This window comes from Psychrobacter sp. Pi2-52 (assembly GCF_904846705.1).
Classification (GTDB): domain Bacteria; phylum Pseudomonadota; class Gammaproteobacteria; order Pseudomonadales; family Moraxellaceae; genus Psychrobacter.
Genome location: NZ_CAJHBS010000004.1, coordinates 173,886 through 199,413, shown reverse-complemented (window position 1 = coordinate 199,413; position 25,528 = coordinate 173,886). Strand labels below are relative to the sequence as shown.

General features: G+C 42.7%; 24 protein-coding genes. 10 read left to right on the top strand and 14 right to left on the bottom strand.

All coding sequences use genetic code 11. The features are described 5' to 3' along the window. The first annotated feature begins 296 nt into the window (after positions 1-296). A complete protein-coding gene (locus tag JMY00_RS04205) occupies positions 297-458 on the top strand; it encodes a hypothetical protein (protein WP_238070030.1) in 162 nt (53 codons plus the stop codon). A 44-nt stretch (positions 459-502) separates the two neighbouring features. Here JMY00_RS04205 and JMY00_RS04200 read toward each other — a convergent pair whose 3' ends face one another. After that, the gene (locus JMY00_RS04200; RefSeq protein ID WP_201579231.1) at positions 503-1,126 is read right to left on the bottom strand and encodes a GNAT family N-acetyltransferase; all 624 of its coding nucleotides are present in this window, start codon (positions 1,124-1,126) and stop codon (positions 503-505) included. A 367-nt stretch (positions 1,127-1,493) separates the two neighbouring features. Beyond that, on the bottom strand, positions 1,494-3,143 hold the full coding sequence (locus JMY00_RS04195) for an FAD-dependent oxidoreductase (protein WP_240990644.1): 1,650 nt from the start codon (positions 3,141-3,143) through the stop codon (positions 1,494-1,496). Positions 3,144-3,386: 243 nt separating this feature from the next. Between JMY00_RS04195 and JMY00_RS04190 the strand changes: the two genes are divergently transcribed. Then, positions 3,387-4,664, top strand: a complete 1,278-nt coding sequence (locus JMY00_RS04190; protein WP_201579230.1) for a tRNA pseudouridine(13) synthase TruD — start codon at positions 3,387-3,389, stop codon at positions 4,662-4,664. A 112-nt stretch (positions 4,665-4,776) separates the two neighbouring features. Here JMY00_RS04190 and JMY00_RS04185 read toward each other — a convergent pair whose 3' ends face one another. Next, a complete protein-coding gene (locus JMY00_RS04185; RefSeq protein WP_201579229.1) occupies positions 4,777-6,234 on the bottom strand; it encodes a GGDEF domain-containing protein in 1,458 nt (485 codons plus the stop codon). A 293-nt stretch (positions 6,235-6,527) separates the two neighbouring features. Beyond that, entirely contained in the window at positions 6,528-7,409 is an 882-nt protein-coding gene (locus tag JMY00_RS04180; RefSeq protein WP_201579228.1) for a PHP domain-containing protein, read from the bottom strand. A 291-nt stretch (positions 7,410-7,700) separates the two neighbouring features. Between JMY00_RS04180 and ispZ the strand changes: the two genes are divergently transcribed. From ispZ to mnmD, 4 genes are all read left to right on the top strand, one after another. Then, positions 7,701-8,252 carry a septation protein IspZ gene (ispZ, locus tag JMY00_RS04175; protein WP_201579227.1) on the top strand — a complete coding sequence of 184 codons (552 nt, stop codon included), beginning with the start codon at positions 7,701-7,703 and terminating at the stop codon, positions 8,250-8,252. A gap of 104 nt (positions 8,253-8,356) precedes the next feature. Then, complete coding sequence (locus JMY00_RS04170; RefSeq protein ID WP_057761353.1) at positions 8,357-8,683, top strand: YciI family protein; 327 nt, start codon at positions 8,357-8,359, stop codon at positions 8,681-8,683. A 56-nt stretch (positions 8,684-8,739) separates the two neighbouring features. Further along, positions 8,740-9,129, top strand: coding sequence for a hypothetical protein (locus JMY00_RS04165; RefSeq protein WP_160022274.1), 390 nt, complete (start codon positions 8,740-8,742; stop codon positions 9,127-9,129). A gap of 124 nt (positions 9,130-9,253) precedes the next feature. Next, positions 9,254-11,305, top strand: coding sequence for an FAD-dependent 5-carboxymethylaminomethyl-2-thiouridine(34) oxidoreductase MnmC (gene mnmD, locus JMY00_RS04160; RefSeq protein ID WP_201579226.1), 2,052 nt, complete (start codon positions 9,254-9,256; stop codon positions 11,303-11,305). A 58-nt stretch (positions 11,306-11,363) separates the two neighbouring features. Here the strand turns inward: mnmD and yiaA are convergent, their stop codons facing one another. Further along, positions 11,364-11,921 (bottom strand): inner membrane protein YiaA, encoded by a 558-nt coding sequence (yiaA, locus tag JMY00_RS04155; RefSeq protein ID WP_201579225.1) that lies wholly within the window; start codon positions 11,919-11,921, stop codon positions 11,364-11,366. Between the two features lie 149 nt (positions 11,922-12,070). Here yiaA and JMY00_RS04150 point away from each other — a divergent pair, with 149 nt between their 5' ends. From JMY00_RS04150 to JMY00_RS04140, 3 genes are all read left to right on the top strand, one after another. Beyond that, a complete protein-coding gene (locus JMY00_RS04150) occupies positions 12,071-12,703 on the top strand; it encodes a hypothetical protein (RefSeq protein ID WP_201579224.1) in 633 nt (210 codons plus the stop codon). 124 nt (positions 12,704-12,827) lie between these two features. Continuing rightward, positions 12,828-13,145: a secondary thiamine-phosphate synthase enzyme YjbQ gene (locus tag JMY00_RS04145; RefSeq protein ID WP_277350411.1), complete on the top strand. Its 318-nt coding sequence runs from the start codon at positions 12,828-12,830 to the stop codon at positions 13,143-13,145. Between the two features lie 82 nt (positions 13,146-13,227). Further along, on the top strand, positions 13,228-13,866 hold the full coding sequence (locus tag JMY00_RS04140; protein WP_201579223.1) for a hypothetical protein: 639 nt from the start codon (positions 13,228-13,230) through the stop codon (positions 13,864-13,866). Positions 13,867-14,016: 150 nt separating this feature from the next. Here the strand turns inward: JMY00_RS04140 and JMY00_RS04135 are convergent, their stop codons facing one another. The 7 genes from JMY00_RS04135 to ffh all read right to left on the bottom strand — a co-directional run bounded on the left by JMY00_RS04135 (position 14,017) and on the right by ffh (position 20,556). After that, positions 14,017-14,694 (bottom strand): DUF4112 domain-containing protein, encoded by a 678-nt coding sequence (locus JMY00_RS04135; protein ID WP_201579222.1) that lies wholly within the window; start codon positions 14,692-14,694, stop codon positions 14,017-14,019. After that, positions 14,687-15,604, bottom strand: a complete 918-nt coding sequence (gene ubiA / locus JMY00_RS04130) for a 4-hydroxybenzoate octaprenyltransferase (RefSeq protein ID WP_201579221.1) — start codon at positions 15,602-15,604, stop codon at positions 14,687-14,689. The genes JMY00_RS04135 and ubiA overlap by 8 nt, the downstream gene beginning before the upstream one ends. Before the next feature lie 129 nt (positions 15,605-15,733). Continuing rightward, a complete protein-coding gene (locus JMY00_RS04125) occupies positions 15,734-15,976 on the bottom strand; it encodes a hypothetical protein (protein WP_201579220.1) in 243 nt (80 codons plus the stop codon). 91 nt (positions 15,977-16,067) lie between these two features. Further along, complete coding sequence (locus JMY00_RS04120) at positions 16,068-16,967, bottom strand: class I SAM-dependent methyltransferase (protein ID WP_201579219.1); 900 nt, start codon at positions 16,965-16,967, stop codon at positions 16,068-16,070. A 66-nt stretch (positions 16,968-17,033) separates the two neighbouring features. Then, positions 17,034-17,876, bottom strand: coding sequence for an undecaprenyl-diphosphate phosphatase (locus JMY00_RS04115; RefSeq protein WP_201579218.1), 843 nt, complete (start codon positions 17,874-17,876; stop codon positions 17,034-17,036). Positions 17,877-18,036: 160 nt separating this feature from the next. Continuing rightward, a complete protein-coding gene (gene tsaB, locus JMY00_RS04110) occupies positions 18,037-18,738 on the bottom strand; it encodes a tRNA (adenosine(37)-N6)-threonylcarbamoyltransferase complex dimerization subunit type 1 TsaB (protein WP_201579237.1) in 702 nt (233 codons plus the stop codon). A 270-nt stretch (positions 18,739-19,008) separates the two neighbouring features. Then, positions 19,009-20,556, bottom strand: a complete 1,548-nt coding sequence (ffh, locus tag JMY00_RS04105; protein ID WP_201579217.1) for a signal recognition particle protein — start codon at positions 20,554-20,556, stop codon at positions 19,009-19,011. 425 nt (positions 20,557-20,981) lie between these two features. Here ffh and ccsA point away from each other — a divergent pair, with 425 nt between their 5' ends. After that, positions 20,982-21,773, top strand: a complete 792-nt coding sequence (gene ccsA, locus JMY00_RS04100; RefSeq protein WP_201579216.1) for a cytochrome c biogenesis protein CcsA — start codon at positions 20,982-20,984, stop codon at positions 21,771-21,773. A gap of 85 nt (positions 21,774-21,858) precedes the next feature. Here the strand turns inward: ccsA and purU are convergent, their stop codons facing one another. Both purU and JMY00_RS04090 read right to left on the bottom strand, forming a co-directional pair. Beyond that, positions 21,859-22,779 (bottom strand): formyltetrahydrofolate deformylase, encoded by a 921-nt coding sequence (purU, locus tag JMY00_RS04095; protein WP_082624635.1) that lies wholly within the window; start codon positions 22,777-22,779, stop codon positions 21,859-21,861. 219 nt (positions 22,780-22,998) lie between these two features. Next, the gene (locus tag JMY00_RS04090; RefSeq protein WP_201579215.1) at positions 22,999-25,476 is read right to left on the bottom strand and encodes an Ig-like domain-containing protein; all 2,478 of its coding nucleotides are present in this window, start codon (positions 25,474-25,476) and stop codon (positions 22,999-23,001) included. Between the last annotated feature and the right edge of the window lie 52 nt (positions 25,477-25,528).

The following is a 25,528-nucleotide window of genomic DNA, read 5'->3' as shown; positions in this document are numbered from 1 at the left end:
TACAGGCCTGACGGATGCTCATGTCTTTTTGCTCAATGTTTTTGATAACTTGTGCTCGAAAATCTGCTGAGTAGGTCGTCTTTTATATTTCTCTTTGCTTGGTTTAAAAGCATTGTACCTTTTCTATTTTGGACTGACTATACTGTATTTTCTAATCATTATTTGTATTGAAAAATTTAAAGCAAGGCATACTGACAGCGCAATCCTGATGCTGTTATGATGCGATTAATACTGACCGTTGAGAGATGACTGTGTGGCAGGTGTACTTATTTATATTACCGATTGGGCTTGGCATTATGACCTTGGCAGCAAGCCTATTGTTTTTGTTTGCTTACCTAATGTCGGATGATAATGCCACGCGCTTGCCAGCATTTAACTGGTTCAAGCGCTTAATTATTGTGGCATTTATGCTGCTGAGTATTGGTCTGTTTATGACTTTTGGGTATTTCTGGGGTTAATTTAGATAGAGTATTTTTTAGTGTTTTTTACTAAGCCAACTTAATTAGCTAACGACTTTTTCTAGTTCTAATAGCTCTAAATCATCACGCTTTGGCTCGCCATTATTGCCATCATTTGGAAACGGCATTTTGTTACCGTTGAACTGATAACCACGGCGCTGATAGTAAGCCAAAAGCTCAGGACGATGACTTAAGATAGACATGGTCAGACGGCTAGGCTGATTCAGTGACTGTAAATGACGATCTGCAAAGGTCTCGGCCGCTTGTAGTATTACATTACCGACTCCCTGACCTTGCAGTATAGGATGTACCGCAAACATGCCGATATAGGCTTTTTTATTTGAGTCAGCATCAGTTTTAATATCGACAGCGATACAGCCAAGTATTTCACCTGTTTCTTCTCCATCACGGTCGCCTGTTGTTGTTTTTGGATAAACGAAATAATAGTGCTTAGGATCATTGATTACGGCGGCGAGCTCCGCTGATGTAGTCCTGATACCACCGATCAAATCGGCCTCATTGGTCCAACCTGCCGTCTCGCGATAGCAGCAATTCAATAACTGCTCAAGTGCGCCAATATCATCCAATGTCGCTTCACGTAGAAATACCGACTCTTTATTAAAATGGTCTGTTTTTACATTGCTGTTATTTATATTATTTTCGCTCATATTATAATTTTTCCTTTTCCGTCTATGTATAGTTGCATTCAAATAATTTCGATACAAGAAAACCGAGTGCAAGTTATACATTAGTATACTTAATGAGGGTGACGATGTAGCGGATTTATGTGGATTTAGCCATATGAAAAACTGACTTAGATCACTAAGCCAGTCTAGGGGTATGTCATTACTTAGATTGTGCGGCTTAAAATGAGAAAAATTGTAGATAAACGAGGAAAAAATTGCCGTTAATATGAACATATTTGCAAGATTTCTGACGATGTTTAGCAAAATTTAGTCATTTTAAGACCACTAAATGTATTGATGTGCTAATTGATGACATGCCCCAGATACTAATACTTATTGCTTGATAGTACTATCGCGATAGTGCATGCGCTTGCTCAATAATATCAAGACCTGCATTAAGCTGCGCGCGCGTCGGTGCATGACCACGGCGTAATAGCTCAGAGAAGGCAACCAACTCTTTATCACGTCCAAGCGTACTTGCCGCACTAGCTCGTGTGTCCTCTCCTTCATCATCGAAATAGTATTCTATATAATCATGCGTATCTGGCGTACCGAGTAGGATATTGTGATCTGGTGTCTCGGCATGACCGCTATAGCGTAGGCTCTTACCATATTGCATGGTCCAAAAAAACGGAATACGCGCCTCTAATGAGTCAACACTGTCGTCGCTTAGGATTGCAGCAGCTGTAACCATGCCATGCTGCAGCGCCACACGCCAATGCTCGATACGCATGCGACCCATTTGGTTGCTGGCTTTAGTGATATCACCCAGCGCATAGACGCCATCGCGCAGCTGTAGATGCGCATCGACTTGTACACCATCTGGATCGTTAACTTCACGCAATATCTCTGTACGTGGAGACACGCCAGTACCCAATATCACAATATCAGCATCAATATGCTCACCATTCGCCAGCATAACCCCGCCTACATTTGAGAAAGCCTGATTATTGTTATCTCCATCCTTGTCCACTTGACGGTCAATCTTAGTGATTTCATTGACGGTTGCGTCAAACACAAAATTGATGCCCTTCTCTTCATGTAACTTAATTAAGGCGTTACTCACCGTTTCAGAGACAATATTGCCCATCACGCGGCTACCTTGACCAATCACTGTGATAGAAGCGGTCGTGCCTGCTTGCGCTAATGCCGAAGCGGTTTCCATACCGATAAAACCTGTACCAATGATTACCACGCGCTGATCATGACTGGCCGCTTTAATTAGTTTGGCATCATTCATGCTGCGTAGCGTATATACGCCATCTATGTCAGCACCTGTAATAGGTGGTAAGTTTGGTTCAGCACCAGTGGCGACAACCAAGAAGTCTGCAGTTTGTCGCTCGCTGTTGCCATCATCATCTTCGATGACGACGGTCGCTTCATTGGGTAGCACTTCGCTAACTGTCTGGTTGAGGCGTAACTCAATATTGTTATTATCCGCCCAATTGGCACCGCCCAATAGCAGCTTCTCCTCGTCCATCTTGCCTGCCAAAAACGCTTTGGATAATAAAGGACGATTGTAAGGAGCCTTATCATCTTTACTAATCAACGTAATCTTGCCGCCATAGCCACCCTGACGCAACTGGTCGGCCGTCATAAATCCTGCACCGCCACCACCAACGATAATAGTATGGGTGTCAATTAATTTATCATTTTCGACCCGTCCCGTTACCTGAGCTGAGGTATCAACCGTTAAACTGTCACCATCATGAGTCAGCTCATACTGGGTCAAACCTTTAGTCGCTATCGGCTCTAATAGTGAGCCGTCGCGACTATCAAAAGTCGCATGATGCCAAGGACAGACTACCCGATTGCCACAGCGTAATCCGTTACCCAAATCTGCGCCCGCATGTGGGCACTTACCATCGAATGCACGGAACTCATCGTCATCGCGAGTGATTAAAATGATACTATCGTCTTCTTGCTTATACGACTTCATACCACCGCTTGGGATATCTGCTTTACTGATGGTGACTGTGTTGATCGTTGCGTCGGTCATAATGCTTCCTTAACAGTTATAATGATGTCTAGTGACAGCAGGTTGAAAATGACCGTAACCAACCAGACAAATTCAACTTATCCTATTATTTTTAATATGCTATGCATTGATAGTAGCAAGAGCGCCTCGCACACGATGTTTTTTTGTATGTTTGCTGCGTTGCAAAACGTAATTATGCGACTTTGCTTTCCGCACTCTTTTTACTTCTAATCATTATTAATAAACAAAATAAAAGACGACCTTATGACTTCTCAAGACAACCAAAACGAAATAACTACTTCTCAAGATAGTTTAGATAGCCAAGCTGTTGCTATTGATCAAAACGCTAATGAACAAACAGCCAGTGAGCAAATTGACCTAGCTCATATTGATATTGCCACTATTACAGATACTGCAAATTTGCCACAGCCAAGTTTGCAGCCAATACAGCAAGCGACTTATAAAGCCAATACGACTGATTTTATCGTTAACGAGCTATTGCCGTTAGACTTCACTGGTGAAGGTGAGCATTTATGGTTGCATATCGAAAAATCAGGCATGAATACTGCTTATCTGGCGAAACTACTGTCAGAGTGGGCAGACGTTCCATTGCGTGATGTCGGCTACTCAGGGTTGAAGGATCGTCATGCGTTGACGACCCAATGGTTCAGTTTGCGTATACCAAAAAAACAATTACCGCCTACTGAGTTTGCACCAGTGGACATCGGCGAAAATGAGACTGTCACTATCCTTGCACAGCACTGGCACAATAAAAAACTCAATCGCGGTACGCACCGTGCCAATCAATTTGTCATTACTTTACGTGATATCCAGTTTGCGAGCGTTGATGACAAAAGTAACGTATCACCTGAGCAACTACTATCTGCAAAAGAGGCCGTCGAGCAGCATCTAACGCGCATTGGCAAAAACGGTGTACCCAATTATTTTGGTCCACAGCGTTTTGGTCGTCAAGGTAATAACGTCAGAGAGGCTTTATCACTATTTGCTCGTCCGCCACGAGAGCCTCGCCCGCAACCAAAAAAGAGCAAACGTAAGCGTGCCCCGCGCGAGCAAAATACGATGGAATTGTCTGCTGCACGTAGCTTGATATTTAATGAGATATTGGCAGCACGGGTACGCGATGGCAGCTGGAACACGGGCCTAGCAGGTGAAGTGTTTAATTTGGACGGTTCAGGATCGATATTCACTAGTGAGACACTAGATGATACGTTGTATGCTCGTATTGATAGTGGCGATATTCATCCAACTGCCGTGCTCTGGGGCACGGGTAACGATAAAGTCACTGGTAGCGCTGCAGATTTAGAGACCGAGGTAGTACAATATAGCCCTCTACTCATGCAACTGGCAACTGGATTAGAGCAGCGCGATATTAAGGCGCAAAGACGAGCGCTACGTCTACCGATTGAGGCGTTAAGCTGGGAATGGTCGGACGATCAGACGCTGGTATTAAACTTTACTTTGACGACGGGTAGCTTTGCCACAAGTGTGCTCGCAAGCTTGGTACAGCAATTAGCTTCTTGATTGGAGGGATTAATGAAACTGGCATCTAAATTGGACTAATCAATAGAATATCAGCCATACCGATAATACTTACACAATCTTAGCGGCATGGCTGATCGCTAATAATTAATGGCTAACGACTTTTGTAAAGCAATTGCTTACCGCCTTCTTTTTCAGCCCACATCTCATTTGCACTGACAACTTGATTGCGACCACGGTGCTTGGCTTCATATAAGGCCTTATCCGCTGTACTAATCAGACGTTGGCAGATATCACTAGGCAGCTTTTGCATTGAGGCGATTTTGCTTTCCGCGCGCTGAGTAGCAATTGGCTTGATAAGAGGTGACGTTTGAGCGACAGTCTTTTGCTGTGTGATCGTTTTGTAGCCTTGCGCAATACAATCTCGCTCTTCATGAGTTAAGGTATACAACCCAAAGCTTGCTGTCACATTAAAATCAGCCAGACCTTCAATCTTCATAACATGTTCAGCAATATTGAGGCGTAATTGCTCGGCTATCATCATAGCGCTATCATGCTTCGTGTCTGGCATTACAACCAAAAACTCTTCGCCGCCGTAGCGACTGATGATAGTCTTATCTGTTAATGATTGCGATAGTGTCTGTGAGACTTCAATCAGAACCTGATCACCTACATCGTGACCATAGTTATCGTTGATCTGTTTGAACCAATCCAAATCTAATAGCATGACGCTTAAATCTTGATATTCTCGCACAGTAGCCAAAGCATACTTCATTTTTTTCAAACCGTAGCGACGATTTTTAAGCTGAGTAAGCTCGTCCTGATTGGCATGTCGTAAGGTCTCAAACCGACTATCATCTAATACCAATAGCAAAGCACGAAACATATAAACGATAAAAATCGCTTTTGGCAGCGCTAAATATAAATGCGTCGACCGCCAAAAAAATGCGGATGAGCGCTGTAGCTCGTTGATACTATCCCAATTTAAGACGTTGTTTTCAAAAGCTAACGCAGCAACCGCATTTTCAGCAGCCATAATCTCGTTGTAAGTTAGATAGTTATGACTCTCAAGCATGGGATGAATAACGGTAAACTGGCGTAAATTGGGCAAACTGATACCAAAGTAAGGTGACATGATCGCTAATAACATCAAGATAATATGCAGCCAAAACATACGCCAAGCATAGCGGCGCCTGATCAACATCATACCTAGCATAGCAGCGCCGACGAGCGACACGCCTGCAAACAGACTGCTGTACCCTATCATCACAATAACAGTAGAAATGTAGGCGGTGTAAACCAAAACCAAAGCTATTTGCCATCGACTTAAAACAATTTCGTTGTCGTTGCTTGAGTGAAATAAGCCTTTAACCATGCATAAAAAGAACAGTCCAACAAAGCTAATCCCAAGCCATAATGGATATAGATAATGTATGTTCACATAGGTGTTTAACGCATCTTGTTGCCACCAGACATACAAGCACCAGAACCAATGCAATGATACCTCTAACACGATAAATAAGGCCATCAGCGATGTTCGGTCAGCTGCTTGCCACTCAAAAATCATTTGAGAGATTTTGTTGTAACCTAGATGGGATATCGATACAGCCATAGAAGGGTTACCGCAGAGAGTATAAATACATTAAAAGGTATAAATGCGTTGAATAGATAAGTGCTAAAATCAAAGCCAAAGCATATTGTTCGCTCTGAAATTTCCACATCAAGTGTTACAAGTTCTGGTCCTATTATCAATCTATTTTACGCATTTATTTCCCAATAATTTCTCTATGAATGCAATTTTGTTTACTTACCCATTCTTGGCCTTATTCATCATAATAAATAAGGCCCTATCGCTATTGGAAATAACCTTATTAGAAGTAACTGTAAAAAGGTAAATCCTATTCACTAAGCAAGCGTTGCAAAAGACTCCCAAACCCCTTGCTGATCATCATTCAAAATAGGAACGTCGCCCAAACGTCGCCAAGGCATGTTACTACCATGAAAGTCACTACCAATAGATGCCGCAAGACCATGCTCAGCAAGGCTACGGTCGACCATTCTGCGGGTACTAATTGGCTCACTAGTGGCTGGTAGTTCACAAGCATCGCCGCCAAGCTGCGCAAATTCTTCAATCAGTTTACGCACGCGTGTCGCTGATAGTTGATATCGCGTGGGATGTGCGAGCACCGCTTTGCCGCCGCAAGCGTGAATCAGCTCGATACCATGCTGCATCGTCAATGCCTCGATTGCTACATAAGCAGGTTTGTTATCTGCTAGGTACTTATCAAAGGCTTTTTGAACGGTTTTGACTTCACCGCGCTCAAACAATACCTGTCCAATATGGGCGCGCCCGACTGCTTGAGGGTTACCGCCTGCTTTATCGAGCACTGCTTGCCATAGCTCATCATAATTAATATCTAATAATTCACTCAATTTTTCAGCGATACGCTGACCACGAGTGGCTCGACTGTCCTGTAGTTGCTGCAGCGTTGCGTGCATTTTTTCGCGATCAGTAAAGTCCAATCCAAGTACGTGAATAATTTTATTAGTGGATTTATTCTTTCCGTAACCACCGCTTAATGTATGTTCACAGCTGATTTCAACGCCATTAATAATCTGCATATCGCAGGCACTGGCAGCGTCTCTTGCCTCATCAATCCCTGCCAGCGTGTCATGGTCAGTCAATGCCAATACGTTGATGCCCGCTGCATGGGCACGCTGTATGACCTCGGTCGGCGCATAAGTACCATCTGAACAAGTGCTATGGCAATGTAAGTCGATTTTCATAAGCTGAGCCTTAAAGTGTTAAATAAAATAGAAGTAGAATAAAAGTTAGGTAGCAGACAGTCATTGTTACGATTATGAGTATTGTGATTTGTCTTGCTCATTCTGTAGATTTAGCAGTTATCGGTGCTGTATTCGTGTTTATATTTGGCCAGTGGCATAGTCATCAGCCGCAATAAGAAAGTATTACTCTGTAGGTTGCGTATATCGCATGATTATCGTGTTGATTGCTTTTTTTTGGTGCGGTAGACGTGTAAACTACCCCATACGTTTTTGTTGGACATACCCTTTTCTATGAAAGCATTATTAGACTTTATTCCCTTAATTGCCTTTTTTATCGCGGCGCGTTATAACGGTATTTTAGCAGCGGCAGGGGCTTTGCTCGTCGCCACTATTATCGTTTACGCCATTCATTTTACTCGTCAAAAAGGTAAGTTTGATAAGCAGCAATGGGTTGTCTTATTATTAACGATTTTATTCTGCGGCGGCACATTACTGCTGCGTGATGATATTTATTTGCGCTGGAAGTCGCCCATTATCAATGGTATTTTTGCATTGACGCTATTCGTCAGTGCCGCTATTAATAAGCCATTGATGCAGCTTGCTATGAAAGAGGTATTTACCCTGACGCTTAGCGGCTGGAAAAAACTGACCGTTGCTTGGGCGTTGTTTTTTGCCCTAATGGCTGTACTACATTATATCACAGCGTTCACAATGTCAGATGAAGCATGGATCAACTTTAAGACCTATGGCTGGATTCCAATTATGCTAGTGTTTGTCGTGGCTCAATTTGCCGTGTTGAAAAAGCATCTCAACCCTGCCCTAACAGACAAAGCCACTAAATAGTTTCTGTTGCCTTGTCATAGCAGCAATCACTTTGTCGCTATGACGTTTATACTAAGCCCATATAAGCTCATCATTACTTTTTTATTATTCACTAAGGAAGTCTCATGTCTTTATTTGCAATCATTGGTCATGACGTGGCTAATAGCAGTGCACAACGTCTGATTACTCGTACTGAACATATTGAACGCTTAAAAGCACTGCACCAAGAGGGACGCCTCGTTATCGCAGGTCCAACGCCTATCGAGCATGGCAAAAGTGATATGTCAGGCAGCTTAATCATTGCGGATTTTGACTCTATCGAAGCGGCTCAAGCATGGGCAAACGATGAGCCTTATTTACGTGATGGCGTGTATAGTCATGTCGATATCAAACCATTTGTTCAAGCATTGCCAGCACCAACTGATAGCAACAATCAAGTAGCTGCATCGTGATCCAGAGAGTCTCTTTTTCACCTACCTGCTCCTACAAAAGTGCCCTGATTGGTCTCATGTTAGTGACAGCCGTTTCGGCGCAGGCTGCACCCACTGCGCCTATAACACCTGCTGTCGAGGCAACCGATCCGACAGCAATGATGCCGTTGACTGGCCCAATAGCGGCGCGCGCTTTACCAACAAAAAACTCAGCGCTAGATATCAATGATACCTTGGCGGCACAGTTGCAACCATCTACTAAAGCATTGTCAGCTGCCAATCAAGAATTGCTCAGCCGTAATGCACAACTACAGCGTCAAGTGAACGATTTACAGACTCAAGTAAATGTCTTGGTTTACGAAAGTAAAGGACAGTTATTTCTATACGGTGCGTTTACCGTTTTGATCAGTCTATTAGTCGGTATTTTTGTCTCGTGGTTAGTATTTGTCCGTCGTGAACGCTGGTAGCATATACTGTGCTCGCACTGACTTGCATTACTCTACTTCGCTGTGTCTGACCAAATGTCTATATCATTGATCCGTCACAATTGACCGTTGAGCTAACGTTACTGATATTCCTAAGAAGTGCCTCATGTCTACCGCTAATCATCAAAACCCTGAACACTTAAACGTTATCACACCTGCCAAGATTGACTGGCAAACGGATGATACCGGCAATATGGTGCCAGTATCAGGTGAGTTTGGGGATGTGTATTTTTCTCATGCGGATGGTTTGGCAGAGACACGTCACGTGTTTCTAGAACACAATCAGTTACCAGAGCGTTTGGCACACCTTGCACCAAAGCAATGCTTTACGATTGCTGAGCTAGGCTTTGGAACTGGGCTTAATCTACTAGCAACGTGGCAATTGTGGCGACAACTACGTGAAACCAATCCGCAATTAGCAACGGCTCGGCTGCACTTTATTACTACTGAAAAATTCCCCATACCACTAGCAGATTTGACGCAGATACTTGCGCTATGGGGTGAGCGCGCGCCTGAGCTAATGGCATTTATTAAGCCACTTTTGGCTGCATATCCGCCGCTGATTTCAGGCTGTCATCGTTTAAGTTTTTCTCATGATAACTTAACTGTCGATATGTGGCTTGGTGATGCTGCAGAAAGTCTAAGCAAACTGGCATTAGACCATTCTAACCAGCATACACCTTATATTGATGCTTGGTTTTTAGATGGTTTTGCGCCTTCTTGCAACAGCACCTTGTGGGCTGAAAGTATCTTTGCACAAATGCAGCGCCTATCATGCCCTCATACGACTGCCGCTACTTATAGCTGTGCAGGTATCGTCAAGCGTGGACTAAAACAACATGGCTTTCAAATTAAGAAAGTCAGAGGTTTTGGTCGAAAACGAGAAATGCTAACAGCCATTATGACCAATGCGGAAAGTAGTGACCTTACTGACGATAACAACAGTCACAATGCAAAGCAGGAAACAACTTATAGCACATTTGATCACACTGTCGTCATTGGTGCAGGTGTCTCAGGGTTGCTCACAGCTTGGTCTCTTGCCAATCGTGGTATTACCGTCACCTTATTAGATAAATCAGCGCCCTTAGCAGGTGCATCAGGCAATCCTAGAGCGTTACTTGCGCCCAAAATGACACCGATTCACCATGTCGATGAGCATCTGCATACCATCGGTTACCTCCATAGCAGCAGGCTATATCGAGACCTTAATCAAACAGCCGTACAGCTTCATACAGCACCGGTACTTGAACTGACTGGCGCCCTTGATGTGCTTATAAAAGCCAATATCGGTACAGAACAAATTGCCGACTATCCTGATGAGATGGCGACCACCCTATCGCATGAGCAAGCACAGATTACTAGTGGCCTGAAAGAGCAGAACTTATCAGAGAACTTGTACTTACCGCAGTCTGGTCTGGTCAATCCACAAGCATTAAAAAACATCATACTGACTCATCCACTCATTCACTTTCAACAGTTAGAAGTGAATGAAATCACCGAGACTGAGCAGCAAGTTCGTATCGAAGGTATCGATGAAAACCGTAACACTGTCACTATGATTACTGATAATGTCGTCATTTGCGCGGCTTTTGAAAGTCATCAATTGGATCAGCGTATTTTTGATTGCCGTAAAATTCGTGGGCAGCTGTCTTGGTTTACTCCTTCGACGGAGCAACTTGCAAAACTGCCAAACATACCGCTTAAATATAGTGGTTACTGTGCGCGGTTCAAAGCACAGAGTGGAGATAACGAGTTAAATACTGTGGTCGCTGACGAGCCCTATTTATTGCTTGGTGCGAGTTTTATCCGCAATGACACAAGTACTGACATACGTGACGAGGAACATCATATTAGCCGAGACAAGCTCATCACTGCTATTCCTGAAATGGCATCGATTATTCCGGCGGATACGAGTCTATGGCAGGGCCGAGCTGGCATTCGCACCCAAACGCCTGATTACCATCCTATCGTTGGACAATTGGCACATAGTCAGCTGATATGGACAATGAGTGCGATGGGCGCAAAAGGTTATGCATTGGCACCTATTTGTGCTGAAGCATTAGCAGATATGATGCTAGGGTCATTCGCACCACTGTCAGAGACGATGCTCGCACGCTTATCACCCAATCGTACACGTTTACAGACGCCGCTTGTTTAAAAAACGTCTCATTTAAAAAGCGTTGTTTTATTATCTGAGCCTTTAATAATCAAGCACGTTATTCCCCACCATCTATTTTAGATTTAACGGTGCCAAACAACGACTTGCTAGCATCAGATTCGTGTGATGTTTGATGAGCAATCTTGGCACTGTTCTTAGTATTGTCAGAAATCGAAGGTGTGGTTAATGTGCGTATTTGCGCTTCATCACGCGTGTTCTTTTGAATGGTTACAGCGGCAAACAAACTCATGGTAAATGCCATCATATAAAAGCCTTTTTCACTCAGACTTAAGCCTCCAGCATTCATTAGACCCATCACGATAAGTGCAATAGACAATCCTAAAGCCGCCCAACTGATTAAGTAGTACATATTAGTCGTTGGGATACCTTCACTACGATCACGCAAGGTTTTTTGCAAACTGATTGCTGAATAAAGACCAAGCGCCAGCACTGCTAGATAATAGCCCTTTTCATTCAATAACATACTTTGTGCATTCCATAATCCCAGTAGATACGCAAGCACACCGACCAGCATGACTGCCCAAGACGTCCCGACATATGCAGTTGTCGGCTTATATGCAGCTAGCTGACTCTTAGTAATCGTGTCATTGTTCATCATGGTCCTTAATTAAAATAAGCAAATATTCAGTAAAGAGGGACAACTTTTATCGATCTCTGTTTTGCCTTAACATAACACAAGCGTGTTATATTGTAATCTAAAATTATTTTTAAGATAAACAGCCTTTTTAACGCCAGAGTCCCGACATGTCTTTTTTTGCCTTACTCATCTTGCTTAGCCTAATTCTTATCGTGCCCGTATTTTTTGTGATGAAAGAAAAATCTAAGCGCACTCGGAATGACTCTATACAACGTCATCAAGAGTATTTAGCATCTGCGCATCATATCGCGATCCAGTCTCAAGCAGAGCTAGCCTCAAGAGAAAAGGTAGAGAATAGCCAAACTAACAAACTTGACGTTATTAATTTTTCAGCTCATCACCCATTTATTAAGTTGCTCTATGATGAGCAAGTTCCTAAGGTCTTTCGAGCCACGATGGATGATATTGGGCAGCAATACGAATCCACTCATCATGATGAAATCACTGAATCGCAATTATTCACCCTTAATAAGCTCATCGCGACACGTGTGCCAGAATTAATTACTGACTATCTAAGCCTTGATCAGCACTATGCAAAAACAGTCATCATTGACAGGAATCAACAAAGCACCAGCTATGACGTCGTGTTAAGTCAGTTAAATTCAATTTTGGATTTTTCACAAAAGCTGAATACCCAAAGCCAAAATGGGGTCGTTGATAAGTTACTGGCCAGCCGCCGATATCTGGATGATGTCTATAAAGAAAGTGGCATGGCAGCCGATAGTCTAAAGATAAAGTGAGTCTCGTATGTCTTATCACCAAACCACTCTTACGTTACCTACTTATGCGCGCGGCATTCATATCATCACTCCGAGGATTGAAGAAGCTATTTCTTAGCTGTTACCTCACTCTGCCAAGGTAGGGTTGGTTCATCTGTTTTTGCTGCATACGTCAGCCAGTCTTGCGATCAATGAAAATGCTGATCCAGATGTTAGACTAGATACAGAGGATTGGCTTAATAAAATCGCACCAGAAGACCAGCCAGAGTATCGCCATACCTTAGAAGGCTCAGACGACCTGCCATCGCATCTCAAAAGCATGATGCTTGGAGTAAGCCTGACTATACCGCTTGTCGATGGTGAGTTAGGTCTAGGCATGTGGCAAGGTATTTATTTATGTGAGCATAGAAACCTGCAAGTATATGGTGGACAGCGTAAGCTGGTGATTACGGTAAATACGTAATAATATACTGTCAATAAATAGCAGGTTGACCCTTGCGAATTGCCCCATTTACGTAGAGCGCTATTAACGGATAAAGCTGATTATGAATACTTCTCTCTCAAAAGTACTAAACTTACGAAAATCTAAACTGCTTTATCGTAAGGCTCCTGCTATTTTCTTCAGTCTTTTGCTACTTACTGCTTGTCAAAAAGATCCAGAACCTGAAGCAACTGATACAACTACAGCTGAGACCTCAACGCAACCCACGCCAGTAACGACCAATATTAACGTTGATGAAGCGGAAGGTAGCAATGCAGATGACGCTCAAAATGTAGCGCAGACTCATTCAGAACGTGATATGAGCTTAACAGAGTTAGATAAAGATCTTAGTGATACTACGTCAACTGCAAATGATGGCGCTGAAAAACCTAACCCAGAACAAGCTATTAAAGGCGCACAAATCACTGATGTCCGTTATAAAAGTGCAGCAGGTGAGAGTTTGTCCGTGGTCTTTGAGACGTCGGCAGCTGGTATGCTTAACGCTATCATTACTCGTCCTAACCAGCCAAAAATGACATTAAGCGCCCCAGAAGGCCAAGGCAATAATCCTACCTATCAATCAGCTGACGGTAGTATCCAACTAGTAAGTCATGCTGGTGGCGGTACTATCGACCTTATCCGAAACAATAAAGTGACTAGCTTTGATGCCGTCAGTGCTGAAGCAGAAGTCATCACTGAATAAAGTCTGAGGCGGCCTTTGTTTAAATGCCCTATTTAAAATCATAAAAAAGGCGTCAAACGTTATTATCGTTGCCGCCTTTTTCATTTCTGTGTATTACTCTCCACTGACTTTTATCTACTAAGCTGTCTAATGGGTTATGAGTGATTGTATTTAACCAAACCCAGTCGATTGCCCAAACATCCCAATCAACCAGCTTATCACTGTCCACAACCCCCAACCGACAAATACAATGACTAGCAGTCCAAGAAAATCAGGGATATGCAAATACAGCCAAGCAACGATTGAATTGCGCCAAAAAAATCCAAAGCGGCTTTGCTGTTGCTTATCTTCTAGTGACTGGTGCAAAAACGGTCGATCCATATGCATGGTTTCGGTAATACCATACTCATGATGTAGATGCTCATGCACGATACCCAATGTCTTACGGCTAGGGCGAATGAAAATATCTAATAGCGTACCAATGCCAGGTACGATACCAACGACCATATCAATAAATGCCAATCTCACCGCCGGCGTCATTTTATGAGCGGGCACACCCAACTGACGCCCTAATATAAATGCATAACTGGTCAATGCCAATCCTGCCAAATCTCCTGCTAGTGGAATGGTCGAAAGCGCCGCATCCGCACCCATTCCTTGCTTAGTAAAAGGCACTCGCACTAGCGAATCCATAGTATTGGCAAACTTCGCTAGCTTACGCTCAGTTGCGATAACTTGTTCGCGCGTCAGACCATGCTCCGCAAGTTTAGCTTGATAGTCTACGACTGACGCATTCGTATTAGACAGTTTCTTTGATTTAAATCTCGGTAATTTATCGAACTTATCCATTTAGCGTCGTCCATATGCAAGTAACTGCGATGAGCGCAAAGACATAGCGCCCTACCCAGATATTGGCCAAGAACGCCTGAAAGCAAGCCAAAGGATTGCGACTGGCACAAGCGCTGTTTTGTTTGGCAAACATCATCGCAACAAGCGCCACTCCAAATACTGGCGTTACGCCTAATGTGGTCGGGGCAAAGTAATGCCACATAACCACACCCATCGTTAGCAAAAATAGCATCTGTAATATTGAGATGATAATCACATCATAACGACCGAATAGTATCGCCGTTGATTTCACGCCAATCTTTAAATCATCTTCACGGTCAGCCATGGCGTACTGGGTATCATAGGCCACTGTCCAGCACATATAAGCTAAGAATAGCAGCCAACACCAAATATCGGGAGCACCTTGCACCGCCACATAAGACATCGGTATCGCCCACCCAAAAGCAGCTGCTAAAAATACTTGCGGCAGATGCGTATAACGTTTCATAAATGGATAAATAAACGCCAATACAACAGCACCAAGCGACCAATAGAATACGGCTATAGGCAAGAAGAATAGCAGACTGGCGCTTAACAGTACCAATACTAAAAATGCAGCAACAGCTTCTTTGCCAGATAGGCGTCCATCTGCTAACGGGCGGCCTTTAGTTCGAGTCACATGACCATCTACTTTGCGATCAGCAAAGTCATTGATCGCACAACCAGCTGCTCGCATAAATATTGCACCAAGGGCAAATATCGCGAACACCTTGATACTTGGCAACGCTGCCGTTATTCCTTGCTGCTGCGCTTGACCCATTGCAGCGAGTAGTACGCCCCAAAGCGTTGGCCATAAGAGCAGCTCAATGCCGACTGGCTTATCAAAACGGGTTAGCTGGATGTAGGCTTGTAGCTTGTCTTTAAATGTCATGGCTTTTTTTATCGTTAATTGGATACTTTTTATATTTGCTTATATATTTAGCTCAAAACAACTAAATTAATTTTTGAAGGGGCTGGTTACTGAGTTTTAATAGACTAATTACTAAGTTTAATGGACTGGTTACTGAATTTGTTGCCATAATTTATTCGCTTCGATCAGTGATAGCTCAGGATATTGCTTGCGCAAAGCTTTTAACGCTGGGACTTTGTCTTTCTGTTTAGCTTGCTGACGTAAAAATGCCAGCTGCTCTTGTGGATTGCTCAGCTCTTTTAACCGTGCCTCAAGTCGAAGAATGCGAGTACGCAGCATGATATTAATCAACAGTAAAACTGCACCCATGACCCAAATGATTAACGCTGACATTCCTTGCTCCTAAATCCATTAATTCTTAACACACAAATTGCTTAATTGCGTACATTTGCACTCATACACTTATTACTATAAGCAGCAGCTATCAGACAAAATACCCATCAAAGCGCACGGCTTCATTGTGCCAACTTTCGCTAGCTGGCTCATCAGCAAGCAGCGGTGCAAATTGTGGACGCTTCACAACCACGCGACCTTGGCCTTGAGTACTTCGTCTGACGACAGCCTGCGCACTACTTAGTAGTTGACGCTCTTCATCTGATGTTGGTGGACGAGCCAATTGGTGCAGTGCCTGCATATGCTTACCGACTTTTGCCCCTTTACCTGTCTTACTATCTTGATAGCTACCCTCTGGGAACATCGGATCCAAATAGACGACATCGATTGCCGTGGCATTATCTATTACATTGCTTTCTTCTAGATTCGCAAAATAACTGAGCGCATCAGTGTTAATAATCTGTAGACGGCTCATGAGCTTTTGCCAATTGGGTAGCGCACTCATACGCTGCTGCTCTGCAAGTAACAGCAATGCCATCAAAGGCTGCTGCTCAAGCATAATGACTTGTGCGCCAGTACTGGCCAATATCAAACTATCATGCCCAAAGCCAGCAGTTGCATCAATAACATGACTACCTGATGTAATTTTGGACGCTTGTAATAGCAGCTCAGACTTACGACCAGCACTCACTACACGGCGCTGCAACTTGTCCCATTCAGGTGCCACACTAAGCCCATCACTTAGCCATGATAGCTTATCTTTATCATCTAATAATAAAATAAGCTGAGTAGATGCTTGGCTCAACTGCTGACGGCGCTTTTGAGTTAATTTCTCTGTAGCAACTTTAATATCTAAGATAATTGGTAATGTATGCTCAGCTATCAATGACTGTAGGCTCTCAACCTGTGCTTGCTGGCTGTCATTGACGTAGAATAGCTGACAATGTACAACAGCACCTGTCTCGTCATACGTTTGGGGCACATCGGTCATAACCATCATCCTATTTGCTGCTTATTTTCACTATAAATTACTGGCGTGTTAAATCATAACGCAAATCTAGCCAGCCATTTGATAACCAAAGCCCCAAGCGGCGACCAACACGATAACACCCGTGATAATGCGTAACCAAGCAAAAATAGTAAAGTCGCGGCGACTTACCCATGCCACGAGCAAGCGAATACAAAGTAGCGCTATTACAAATGATACGATGGTTCCAATACCTAGCACTAGCCAATCTTCACTGTTGGTCAGGACATCACCATGTTTGAGTAAATCCAACAGTGCTGCACCTACAATAACAGGAATACCCAAAAAGAAAGAAAACTCAGCAGAAGCCTTACGTGAGACACCTAACCACAACGCACCAATAATAGTGGCACCTGAGCGTGACGTCCCTGGTATAAGAGCTAGACATTGGAATAAACCAATCATCAACGCAGTTTTTATGCTGACATCTTCCGCTTCTTCTGCAATGACCGTTTTAGGACGCTTTTCCACGTAAAATATCAGCAGACCACCGATGATGAGCATAATGGCAACGACAATAGGATTGAATAAATACGCTTTGATTTCATCAGCAAAGGTAAAGCCAACAATCATCACAGGGATAGTAGAGACAATCAGACTCAGTCCCAGCTGTCTAGGATTGGTCATTCCTTCTGCTTTGCCAGTCAGCAAACCCATCAATGCTTGCCACAATCTACCCCAATAGTCATAAATCACTGCCAAAATAGCGCCAAGCTGTACCACCACGACAAATAAATCAACTTTTTCCTTAGTCCAGAAACCCATCACATCTGCTGATAAAATCAAATATCCCGTACTAGAGATAGGCAAAAACTCAGTGATACCTTCAACGATACCCATGATGACAGCTTGAACGAATAAAACTATATCCACAGTGACTTTCCTAGAAACAGACTGGCCTAAAAATAAACTGGCCTAAAAACAGACCGATTGGCTGTCCTATATTAACGTTGATTTTATATTGGTATGCGCTTGCTAAACACTAAAAAGCTAGCTGCTATCAATTGACGCTGCAAAAAGCATATTTATAAAACTAGGCTTTACCTTGCTCTTTAAGTGTTTTCCAAGCTTGATTACGTAGATATTTTGGTAATGCCTGTGACGCTTCTGTACCACCATCGTTTGCAAACTGGGCAATACCAAGCTGCCCAATGACAACAGCATCTGGCCAAACATCTTCATGACAGTCTTGCTGATCATGTCGTGCCAATAGCGGCGCGCCATTACCCGCGATAGGCAGGTTGAATACTGTTTGGCTATCATAATCTAATAGCTGCTCAGTGCTATCGCCACCATCAGCCAAGACTGGCTGCATAATGCTATGACCAAACTGGTCGTCAGTTACCAACTCATACTGCCCAAAGTAGACTTGCTGCATACGAGCATCAAGGGCGCTGTATAGGTGTGTTAGACCATATTTCTGATACGCGCATTGTGCGATTGCTTGCAGGCTTGAGACGCCAACACAAGGCAAGTCATGCGCTACAGACAGAGCCTGTACCACTGCGGTATTGATACGGATACCACTAAACGCACCCGGCCCGCGATTGAATATTAAAGCCTGTATATCAGCAAGACGTAACTGCGCCTCAGACAATGCAGCATCAATCATCGGTAAAATCTGCTGAGTCTGCTGACGCTTACCTGTTTCGGTATGGCTCGACAATACCTGTCCGCTCGAATCTAAAATCGCGATCGAACACTGGTCGAACACGGTATCCATTGCTAAAAACATCACAACCTCGGCTTTTACTTTTGGCGTTCTAAATTGATTTGTCAGATTTTAATAATTTTTAATAACGATCTATCATTCATGCGCTATCAGAATACTGACAGAATGAAGCAGCGCCTATCATAGCATTTAGGGTACACGAATTTTATTAATTTCTATATTTTTCACACTTTATCCATCAGTGTTTATCTGCAACTGCTAACGATAAAAAGCCCCAAAGCTTCATTGGCTTCGGGGCTTTGATCAAACATTTTAAAAATAACTAATTGTTATCTAAAAGCGGGTTTTGAACTTCTTTGGTGCTTGGTTTTGCATTTCTTGCATTTGCTTTTGCATCTCTTCAGTGCTTGGCATATTGTTTGGATCCAGTCCCATCTGCTTAGCCATTTGTTCTGGATTCACGTCTTTAGCGCTACCTTGCTGACCGCCACCGCCAAATAATGGACCGCCACCGCCGCCAGCACTACCGCCACCCATAAGGCCTTGCATAGACTTTATCATTTTACTGATGCCTTCAGGCTTTGAGATCATTTTCATCATTTTTGCCATTTGCTTGTGCTGCTTGAGCAAACGGTTAACGTCTTGAATGTCACGTCCTGAACCTGCAGCGATACGGCGCTTACGACTTGGGTTAATCTTGTCAGGGTTTTTACGCTCAAATGGCGTCATTGAATTGATTAACGCTTCCATTTCACGTACTTTTTCTTCTGGTTTGGCATCTTCGACGGCTTTTTGCATGTCTGAGCCGCCCATACCAGGCATTTTGTCTAAAAATCCTGCCATGCCGCCCATGCTCTTCATCTGCTGGAACTGAGTCAATAGATCCTCAAGGTCGAAGTCACCGCCCTTTTGCATCTTTTTCGCCATTTTCTCGGCTTTATCACGGTCAATCTTTTGCTCAACTTCTTCGACCAGACTCAGTACGTCACCCATACCAAGGATACGCTGTGCGATACGTTCAGGGTGGAACAGCTCTAGCTCGTCTAGTTTTTCACCGCGGCCTAAGAATTTAATTGGCTTACCGGTGATAGCGCGTACAGAAAGCGCCGCACCGCCGCGAGCATCGCCATCAGTCTTAGTTAAGATAACACCCGTCAATGGCAATGCATCATTAAAGGCTTTTGCAGTATTGGCGGCATCTTGACCAGTCATTGCATCGACGACAAATAGCGTCTCAGATGGGTTAACCGCAGCAGTTAGCGCCTTAATCTCATCCATCATGGTATCGTCGATATGTAGACGACCCGCGGTATCAATGATCAGAATATCTTGATATTGGATTTTGGCTTCTTCAATCGCACGCTTCGCGATATCAATTGGATTCTCATCTGTGCTTGAGTTCACAAACTTAGCATTCACCTGACCGGCTACCTGCTCAAGCTGTTTGATAGCTGCTGGACGATAAACGTCGGCAGAGACTAGCATGACTTTTTTCTTTTGGCGCTCTTGTAGATATTTGGCCAACTTACCAGCTGTAGTCGTTTTACCTGCACCTTGTAGACCTGCTAGTAAATAAACAACAGGCGGTTTGCCTGTCATCTCTAACTGCTGATTGGCGCTGCCCATCATTTCGGTCAGCTCGTCGTGTACGATTTTGACAAAGGCTTGACCTGGCGCCAACTCTTTTAGCACCTCAGCACCAAGCGCTTGTTCTTTTACGCGTTTTACAAAATCACGAGTGACAGGCAACGCTACATCAGCTTCTAACAACGCCATACGCACTTCACGCAGCGTGTCTTTGATATTGTCTTCGGTCAACTGTCCGGTACCGACGATGTTACGTAGGCTCGACGATAAACGTTCTGTTAAGGTATCAAACATAAATAACTCTCAATTAAAATGGTTTTCAATTAAATAATACGCAATTAAAATAACTCTAAATCAAACCATTAAAATGGTTCATAAATAATATTAGGATACGCTATAAGATATTAGGTTATTGCATGACAAGGGACATGATAAAAGAATTATATTATCAATACTATAGCATTAACATGGCTCAAAACTTATAGTCGTTTCGCAAAGGACACAGCGCTTATAATTGTAGTTAACTTTTTACAGATGACATATTTTATGTTTTGCGCTATGCAGCACTGCCGATCATTTATAAGTTATAAGCAAGATGGTGCTCAATTGGCACCCATTTTATGATAAATTGGACGATTATTCTAATCATTCTGATAATACCACTTTAGCGACACATTGAGCGGCAGTTTATGCTCAGTATAAGATGAGGCTTTTTATCTGTGCACTTTGCATTCTTACTTGCTAGCATGGCTTATATCTTAGTCAGCATCCATATTGGTTGGGCGCTGGTTCAGGACAAACCTATCCACAAAAGCCTCAGTTTGGGCTTATTGCTGGTTGGCATGGCTGCACATGCGGCACTGCTATATCCATACGTTGTGACGCTGTATGGTTTAAATTTCAACTTATTCAATATAATCAGTCTGACCAGTTTATTTTTCTTATTCTTTTATCTGTTGTTCTGTTTATATCGCCCTATTCTTAGTCTTGGCATTTTGGCTGCACCCACTGCGCTAATAGGTATGACTGTCGGTTATTTCGGCCGCGCCCCTTATCAACCATTGACTGATATCAGTATCGGACTTGAAATCCATATCATATTATCATTGGCTGCCTATTGTGTGCTGTTGATGGCGGCGGTACAAGCGCTATTTCTACGTCTACAAATACGTGAGCTCAAGCATCATACCATTCATCGCTTTTGGGTCAATAAACTCCCCTCCTTGCAAAGTATGGAGAGTTTATTATTCGATATGCTGTTGGTCGGCTTTGTATTGCTCAGTATTGCACTGGGAATTGGGTTTATCTATGTACAAGACTTGATGGCGCAACATATCGTGCATAAGACTGTTTTTAGTCTACTATCGTGGTTATTATTTGGTGTACTACTATTCGGTAATTGGCGTGCAGGCTGGCGAGGAAAACGTGCGGCTAATATCACTATTTATGCCTTTATCCTATTAGCCATTGGCTTTGTTGGTAGCAAGTTCGTTTTAGAAATGCTCCTATAAAATATGTGTTCAAAAAAAGGCGGTCAGCAACAATAGTTACGGACCGCCTTTTTTATATTTTTAGCCGACTCACTACTGATTTTTCTTAGTTAAATACGACTGTCTTATTACCCGCCACAATCACACGGTTTTGCACATGCCAGTTTACAGCACGTGCTAATACGTTGCGTTCGATATCACGGCCGATAGCACGCAGCTCTGTTACCCCTTGGCGATGCGTTACACGGTGTACATCTTGCTCAATGATAGGTCCTTGATCAAGCTCAGCTGTGACATAGTGCGCAGTTGCGCCGATAAGCTTAACGCCTTTATCATAAGCTTGACGATAAGGATCTGCACCCACAAACGCCGGTAAGAATGAATGATGGATATTGATAATTTGCATCGGCCAGCGTTTGACAAAATCTGATGACAATATTTGCATATAGCGCGCCAATACTAGCAAGTCGTTACCTGCCATCAACTTATGAATCTGCTCTTCTGCATCGAACTTATTGTCTTTGGTCACTGGTACATGATGAAAAGTAATGCCAAAATTTTGTACTGCTTGCTTTAAATCAGGATGGTTGCTGACCACGCAAGTAATCTCGCAATCGAGCAGTCCACGCTGATGTCGCCATAATAAATCTAACAACGCATGATCAAACTTAGATACCAAAATGCCGACTTTGGTCTTCGTTGCATTATTATGTAGACGCCAATCCATATCGTGACGCTTGGCAACCGTATGCGCAAAGCTGGCTTCAAAATTCTCGATAATATCGCTCAATCCTGCCAAGGCAAACTCTAAACGCATAAAATATTGACCGCCTTCATGCGCCGTTGAATACTGATCAAGCGTAATGATATTAGCACCATAACGATGAATAAACTCAGAGACTGCTTGTACGATACCTGCCTGATCTTTGCATTTGATGAGCAACGTGGCTGTATCAATAGCGCTAGGAATCTGTTTGCTCTGAGAAGCTATGGTCGATAATGAAACCGTTTTAGTGTTGTCTGACATAATTCGCCCAATATAAAAAATGATGACTTATCGCTGAAAAATTGCTAACAGCATAGTAAACCAGTTATTTTAATCTTTTTTGCAATACTTTGCTGAGCGAGTTGGTTGTTTTTGGTTATTTATGCCGATTTATATGTTTGAGTAGATATAACGCAAAAACCCCCAACGCAGGGTTGGGGGCTAATTATCTTTAATTATATGGTAAGAATTACAACTGATTTAGCCAAAATTACTACAACTTGGATTAACCCCGAATGGACTTTCCAAGTTTGGACGTAGCGGTATGCCAATATCAACATCATCTATTAAGCTTGGGAAACTTATTAAACGAGACTGCTGTGATTCACTACCATCTACACTAGTATTGACCGTAACTTTTGCCCTGTACCATTCTGCATATTCTTTTGGATAACGTATTGAGAAATCAACTTTACCCGCATTGTCTGTTATAAAATTAAAGCTCTGGCTAGAATCAACCTTATTGCCATCTTTATCAAGTACTGCCGCAACGTTAATTGGGTCTAGCTGATTATTACCATTAACATCTTCACCTAGATCTAAGATACCATTGTTATTAGTATCTTCATTATTACAAGTAATATAGGGACCGTATTCAATAGTACTAGAATCAGGGAAAAAGACAGTACGATAGGTACGACGATTCCAGAATTTTTCACCATCTATATCTTTATCAACAAAAAACTTCCCTTTACCGTAACTACTAGGGTTCAAGTTAATAGATACAGGCTGATTGATAGCAGGCTTACCTGTACTATTAAGCACGCTGATAGAACCTTTTTGATAATAATAGACTTGACGATCACCGGCAGAAATTTTATTTGCGAAAGCAAAACTGATGAATGTTGCCCTAGTTTGTATAGAAATTTTGGTTTCTACAGGTCCAACATTTACTGACTTTTCTGTACCATCGGGTAGTTCAAGGACTCTTACTTCTGCCTCAATGACGACGCCATCTGTCTGGGTTGGGTTCTGTCCTGCATTGTAAAACACCTTTGCTATACCACTACTATCAGTATAAGCGACCCCTTTCCCTAGGCTGCCACCAGATGCATCTTTGGTTGTTGTAAACTGAACAATTGCATTTTTCACTGGTGCATTATCATTGTCTAATACACGAGCGATCACTTGCGTCGATCCGCCAATACTTAGTATTGATCGCTCGGTCTGTAGGAGTAATTTAGTGGGGCTAATGGAAACAAAATTTAATACGGTTTCTTTGATATTATCTGGTTGTCCCGTTCTTTTATGGGTCGCAGTGATAGTGGCACTATCGGGTACACTCGACTCGATGTAGAACTCAACCTTTCTATTCATTACTGTTAACAACCGACGAGAGCTACCTACGTTTTCAGACTCTCCCGTACTTGCAAACACCTTTCCTTTATTTGTGACAATCACAACACTATCACCATCGATCCCATCTGGCACGTTCAAAGTAATTTTTTCTCTAGTATTAACAGCTATGTCAGTAGTTTGTTCAAAGCTCATGTTTGAGCTTATAGCAGTCCCTACAGTTAAGATGTTAGGAATACGCTGAGTATTTTTAGCACCTTTAATTTCAATACTAAAGACATAGCTATCATCACTAGACGCATTTAAAGTAGCGGTGTTCAAATTAAATCTAAAGTTGCCATCAGAGTCCGTACTGCCAATAGTTGCTTCTACATCATTACTATACAAAACCACATCAGCGCGACTGATAGGACTTGCTGCACCATCTAAAAGTTGCCCAGACACTGAGAAATTCTCTCCGCTACTCACTACATTCTTAGAAGAGATAACATTACTTGCACGAGTACCTGAAACTATGATGGGGAAGCTTTGCTCAACGATACTATTGTCATCGTCATCAACAATAACAGTTAACAAGCTCTCATGATTTATTTGTGAATCAATACTCACTCTACTTTGTACCAGCTCAACAGCAATCAAACCTTGTTCATCGGTGAATTGTTTAGAGGCACTATTTAAGGACAAACCATATCGAGCAGCATCAGTTATACTTATAATCACAGGAACACCTTCAACGATACCTCCTTTCTTGTCAGTTACTCTAATATTTACCGTCGTCTTATCTGTACCGGTCAATAATTCAGTTTTATCAGATGAAATAAATACATCGTAAACATCATCTTTTTGTGTGTTCGTATTACCTTCTATTCCAAATATTGTAATAGACTGTTCAACACCATCAACACTGACTCTTACTGTTAAGCCGTTTTTAATAAGAAAATCACGCTGCGCTGCAGTTAGCATACTTGTTGCTTGCAACTCAATGACTGCTTTTCCTTTTTCGTCAGTAGTTACTCTAGAGCTAGAAGTACTGAACAGCCCTGTTGCTTTAGGGTCAGTGATTGCAAAGGTAACCGTCTTATCACTTACCACTCCGTTTTTATCATCTAACACTAGAGCCTCTATTTTTATAGAAGTATCTTTCGCCATATCCACATTAATACTAGTGTAATTAGACAGTATATATATTTCACTTGCCTGAATAGTTGACTCTTCCTCACTACCTGATTCTTGATTACTTGGAATTACTGTAACCAATCCAATATCTGGCTTTGGCGCTATCGTATCAGTGCCGTCACCGCCACCACAACCTGCCAAGGCCAATGATAAGGTTAAGGCTGTTAACTGAAATAGCTTGGAAGTAGGCGATGATGTATATGACATGTTTTGACTCCGCATGAGCAGTAATTTATCTGAGCAAATAAGCAAAAAATCA

Bases quoted from the DNA above. Each gene is read 5' to 3' on its own strand.
- tsaB (WP_201579237.1), bottom strand. From the start codon at position 18,738: ATGTTTTTAGCAATGGATACCGTGTTCGACCAGTGTTCGATCGCGATT.
- JMY00_RS04205 (WP_238070030.1), top strand. From the start codon at position 297: ATGACCTTGGCAGCAAGCCTATTGTTTTTGTTTGCTTACCTAATGTCG.
- yiaA (WP_201579225.1), bottom strand. From the start codon at position 11,921: ATGAACAATGACACGATTACTAAGAGTCAGCTAGCTGCATATAAGCCG.
- ffh (WP_201579217.1), bottom strand. From the start codon at position 20,556: ATGTTTGATACCTTAACAGAACGTTTATCGTCGAGCCTACGTAACATC.
- JMY00_RS04200 (WP_201579231.1), bottom strand. From the start codon at position 1,126: ATGAGCGAAAATAATATAAATAACAGCAATGTAAAAACAGACCATTTT.
- ispZ (WP_201579227.1), top strand. From the start codon at position 7,701: ATGAAAGCATTATTAGACTTTATTCCCTTAATTGCCTTTTTTATCGCG.
- JMY00_RS04125 (WP_201579220.1), bottom strand. From the start codon at position 15,976: ATGTCAGCGTTAATCATTTGGGTCATGGGTGCAGTTTTACTGTTGATT.
- JMY00_RS04090 (WP_201579215.1), bottom strand. From the start codon at position 25,476: ATGTCATATACATCATCGCCTACTTCCAAGCTATTTCAGTTAACAGCC.
- JMY00_RS04140 (WP_201579223.1), top strand. From the start codon at position 13,228: ATGAATACTTCTCTCTCAAAAGTACTAAACTTACGAAAATCTAAACTG.
- purU (WP_082624635.1), bottom strand. From the start codon at position 22,779: ATGTCAGACAACACTAAAACGGTTTCATTATCGACCATAGCTTCTCAG.
- ubiA (WP_201579221.1), bottom strand. From the start codon at position 15,604: ATGACATTTAAAGACAAGCTACAAGCCTACATCCAGCTAACCCGTTTT.
- JMY00_RS04120 (WP_201579219.1), bottom strand. From the start codon at position 16,967: ATGACCGATGTGCCCCAAACGTATGACGAGACAGGTGCTGTTGTACAT.
- JMY00_RS04170 (WP_057761353.1), top strand. From the start codon at position 8,357: ATGTCTTTATTTGCAATCATTGGTCATGACGTGGCTAATAGCAGTGCA.
- JMY00_RS04190 (WP_201579230.1), top strand. From the start codon at position 3,387: ATGACTTCTCAAGACAACCAAAACGAAATAACTACTTCTCAAGATAGT.
- JMY00_RS04180 (WP_201579228.1), bottom strand. From the start codon at position 7,409: ATGAAAATCGACTTACATTGCCATAGCACTTGTTCAGATGGTACTTAT.
- JMY00_RS04165 (WP_160022274.1), top strand. From the start codon at position 8,740: ATGTTAGTGACAGCCGTTTCGGCGCAGGCTGCACCCACTGCGCCTATA.
- JMY00_RS04195 (WP_240990644.1), bottom strand. From the start codon at position 3,143: ATGACCGACGCAACGATCAACACAGTCACCATCAGTAAAGCAGATATC.
- JMY00_RS04185 (WP_201579229.1), bottom strand. From the start codon at position 6,234: ATGGCTGTATCGATATCCCATCTAGGTTACAACAAAATCTCTCAAATG.
- JMY00_RS04135 (WP_201579222.1), bottom strand. From the start codon at position 14,694: ATGGATAAGTTCGATAAATTACCGAGATTTAAATCAAAGAAACTGTCT.
- mnmD (WP_201579226.1), top strand. From the start codon at position 9,254: ATGTCTACCGCTAATCATCAAAACCCTGAACACTTAAACGTTATCACA.
- JMY00_RS04150 (WP_201579224.1), top strand. From the start codon at position 12,071: ATGTCTTTTTTTGCCTTACTCATCTTGCTTAGCCTAATTCTTATCGTG.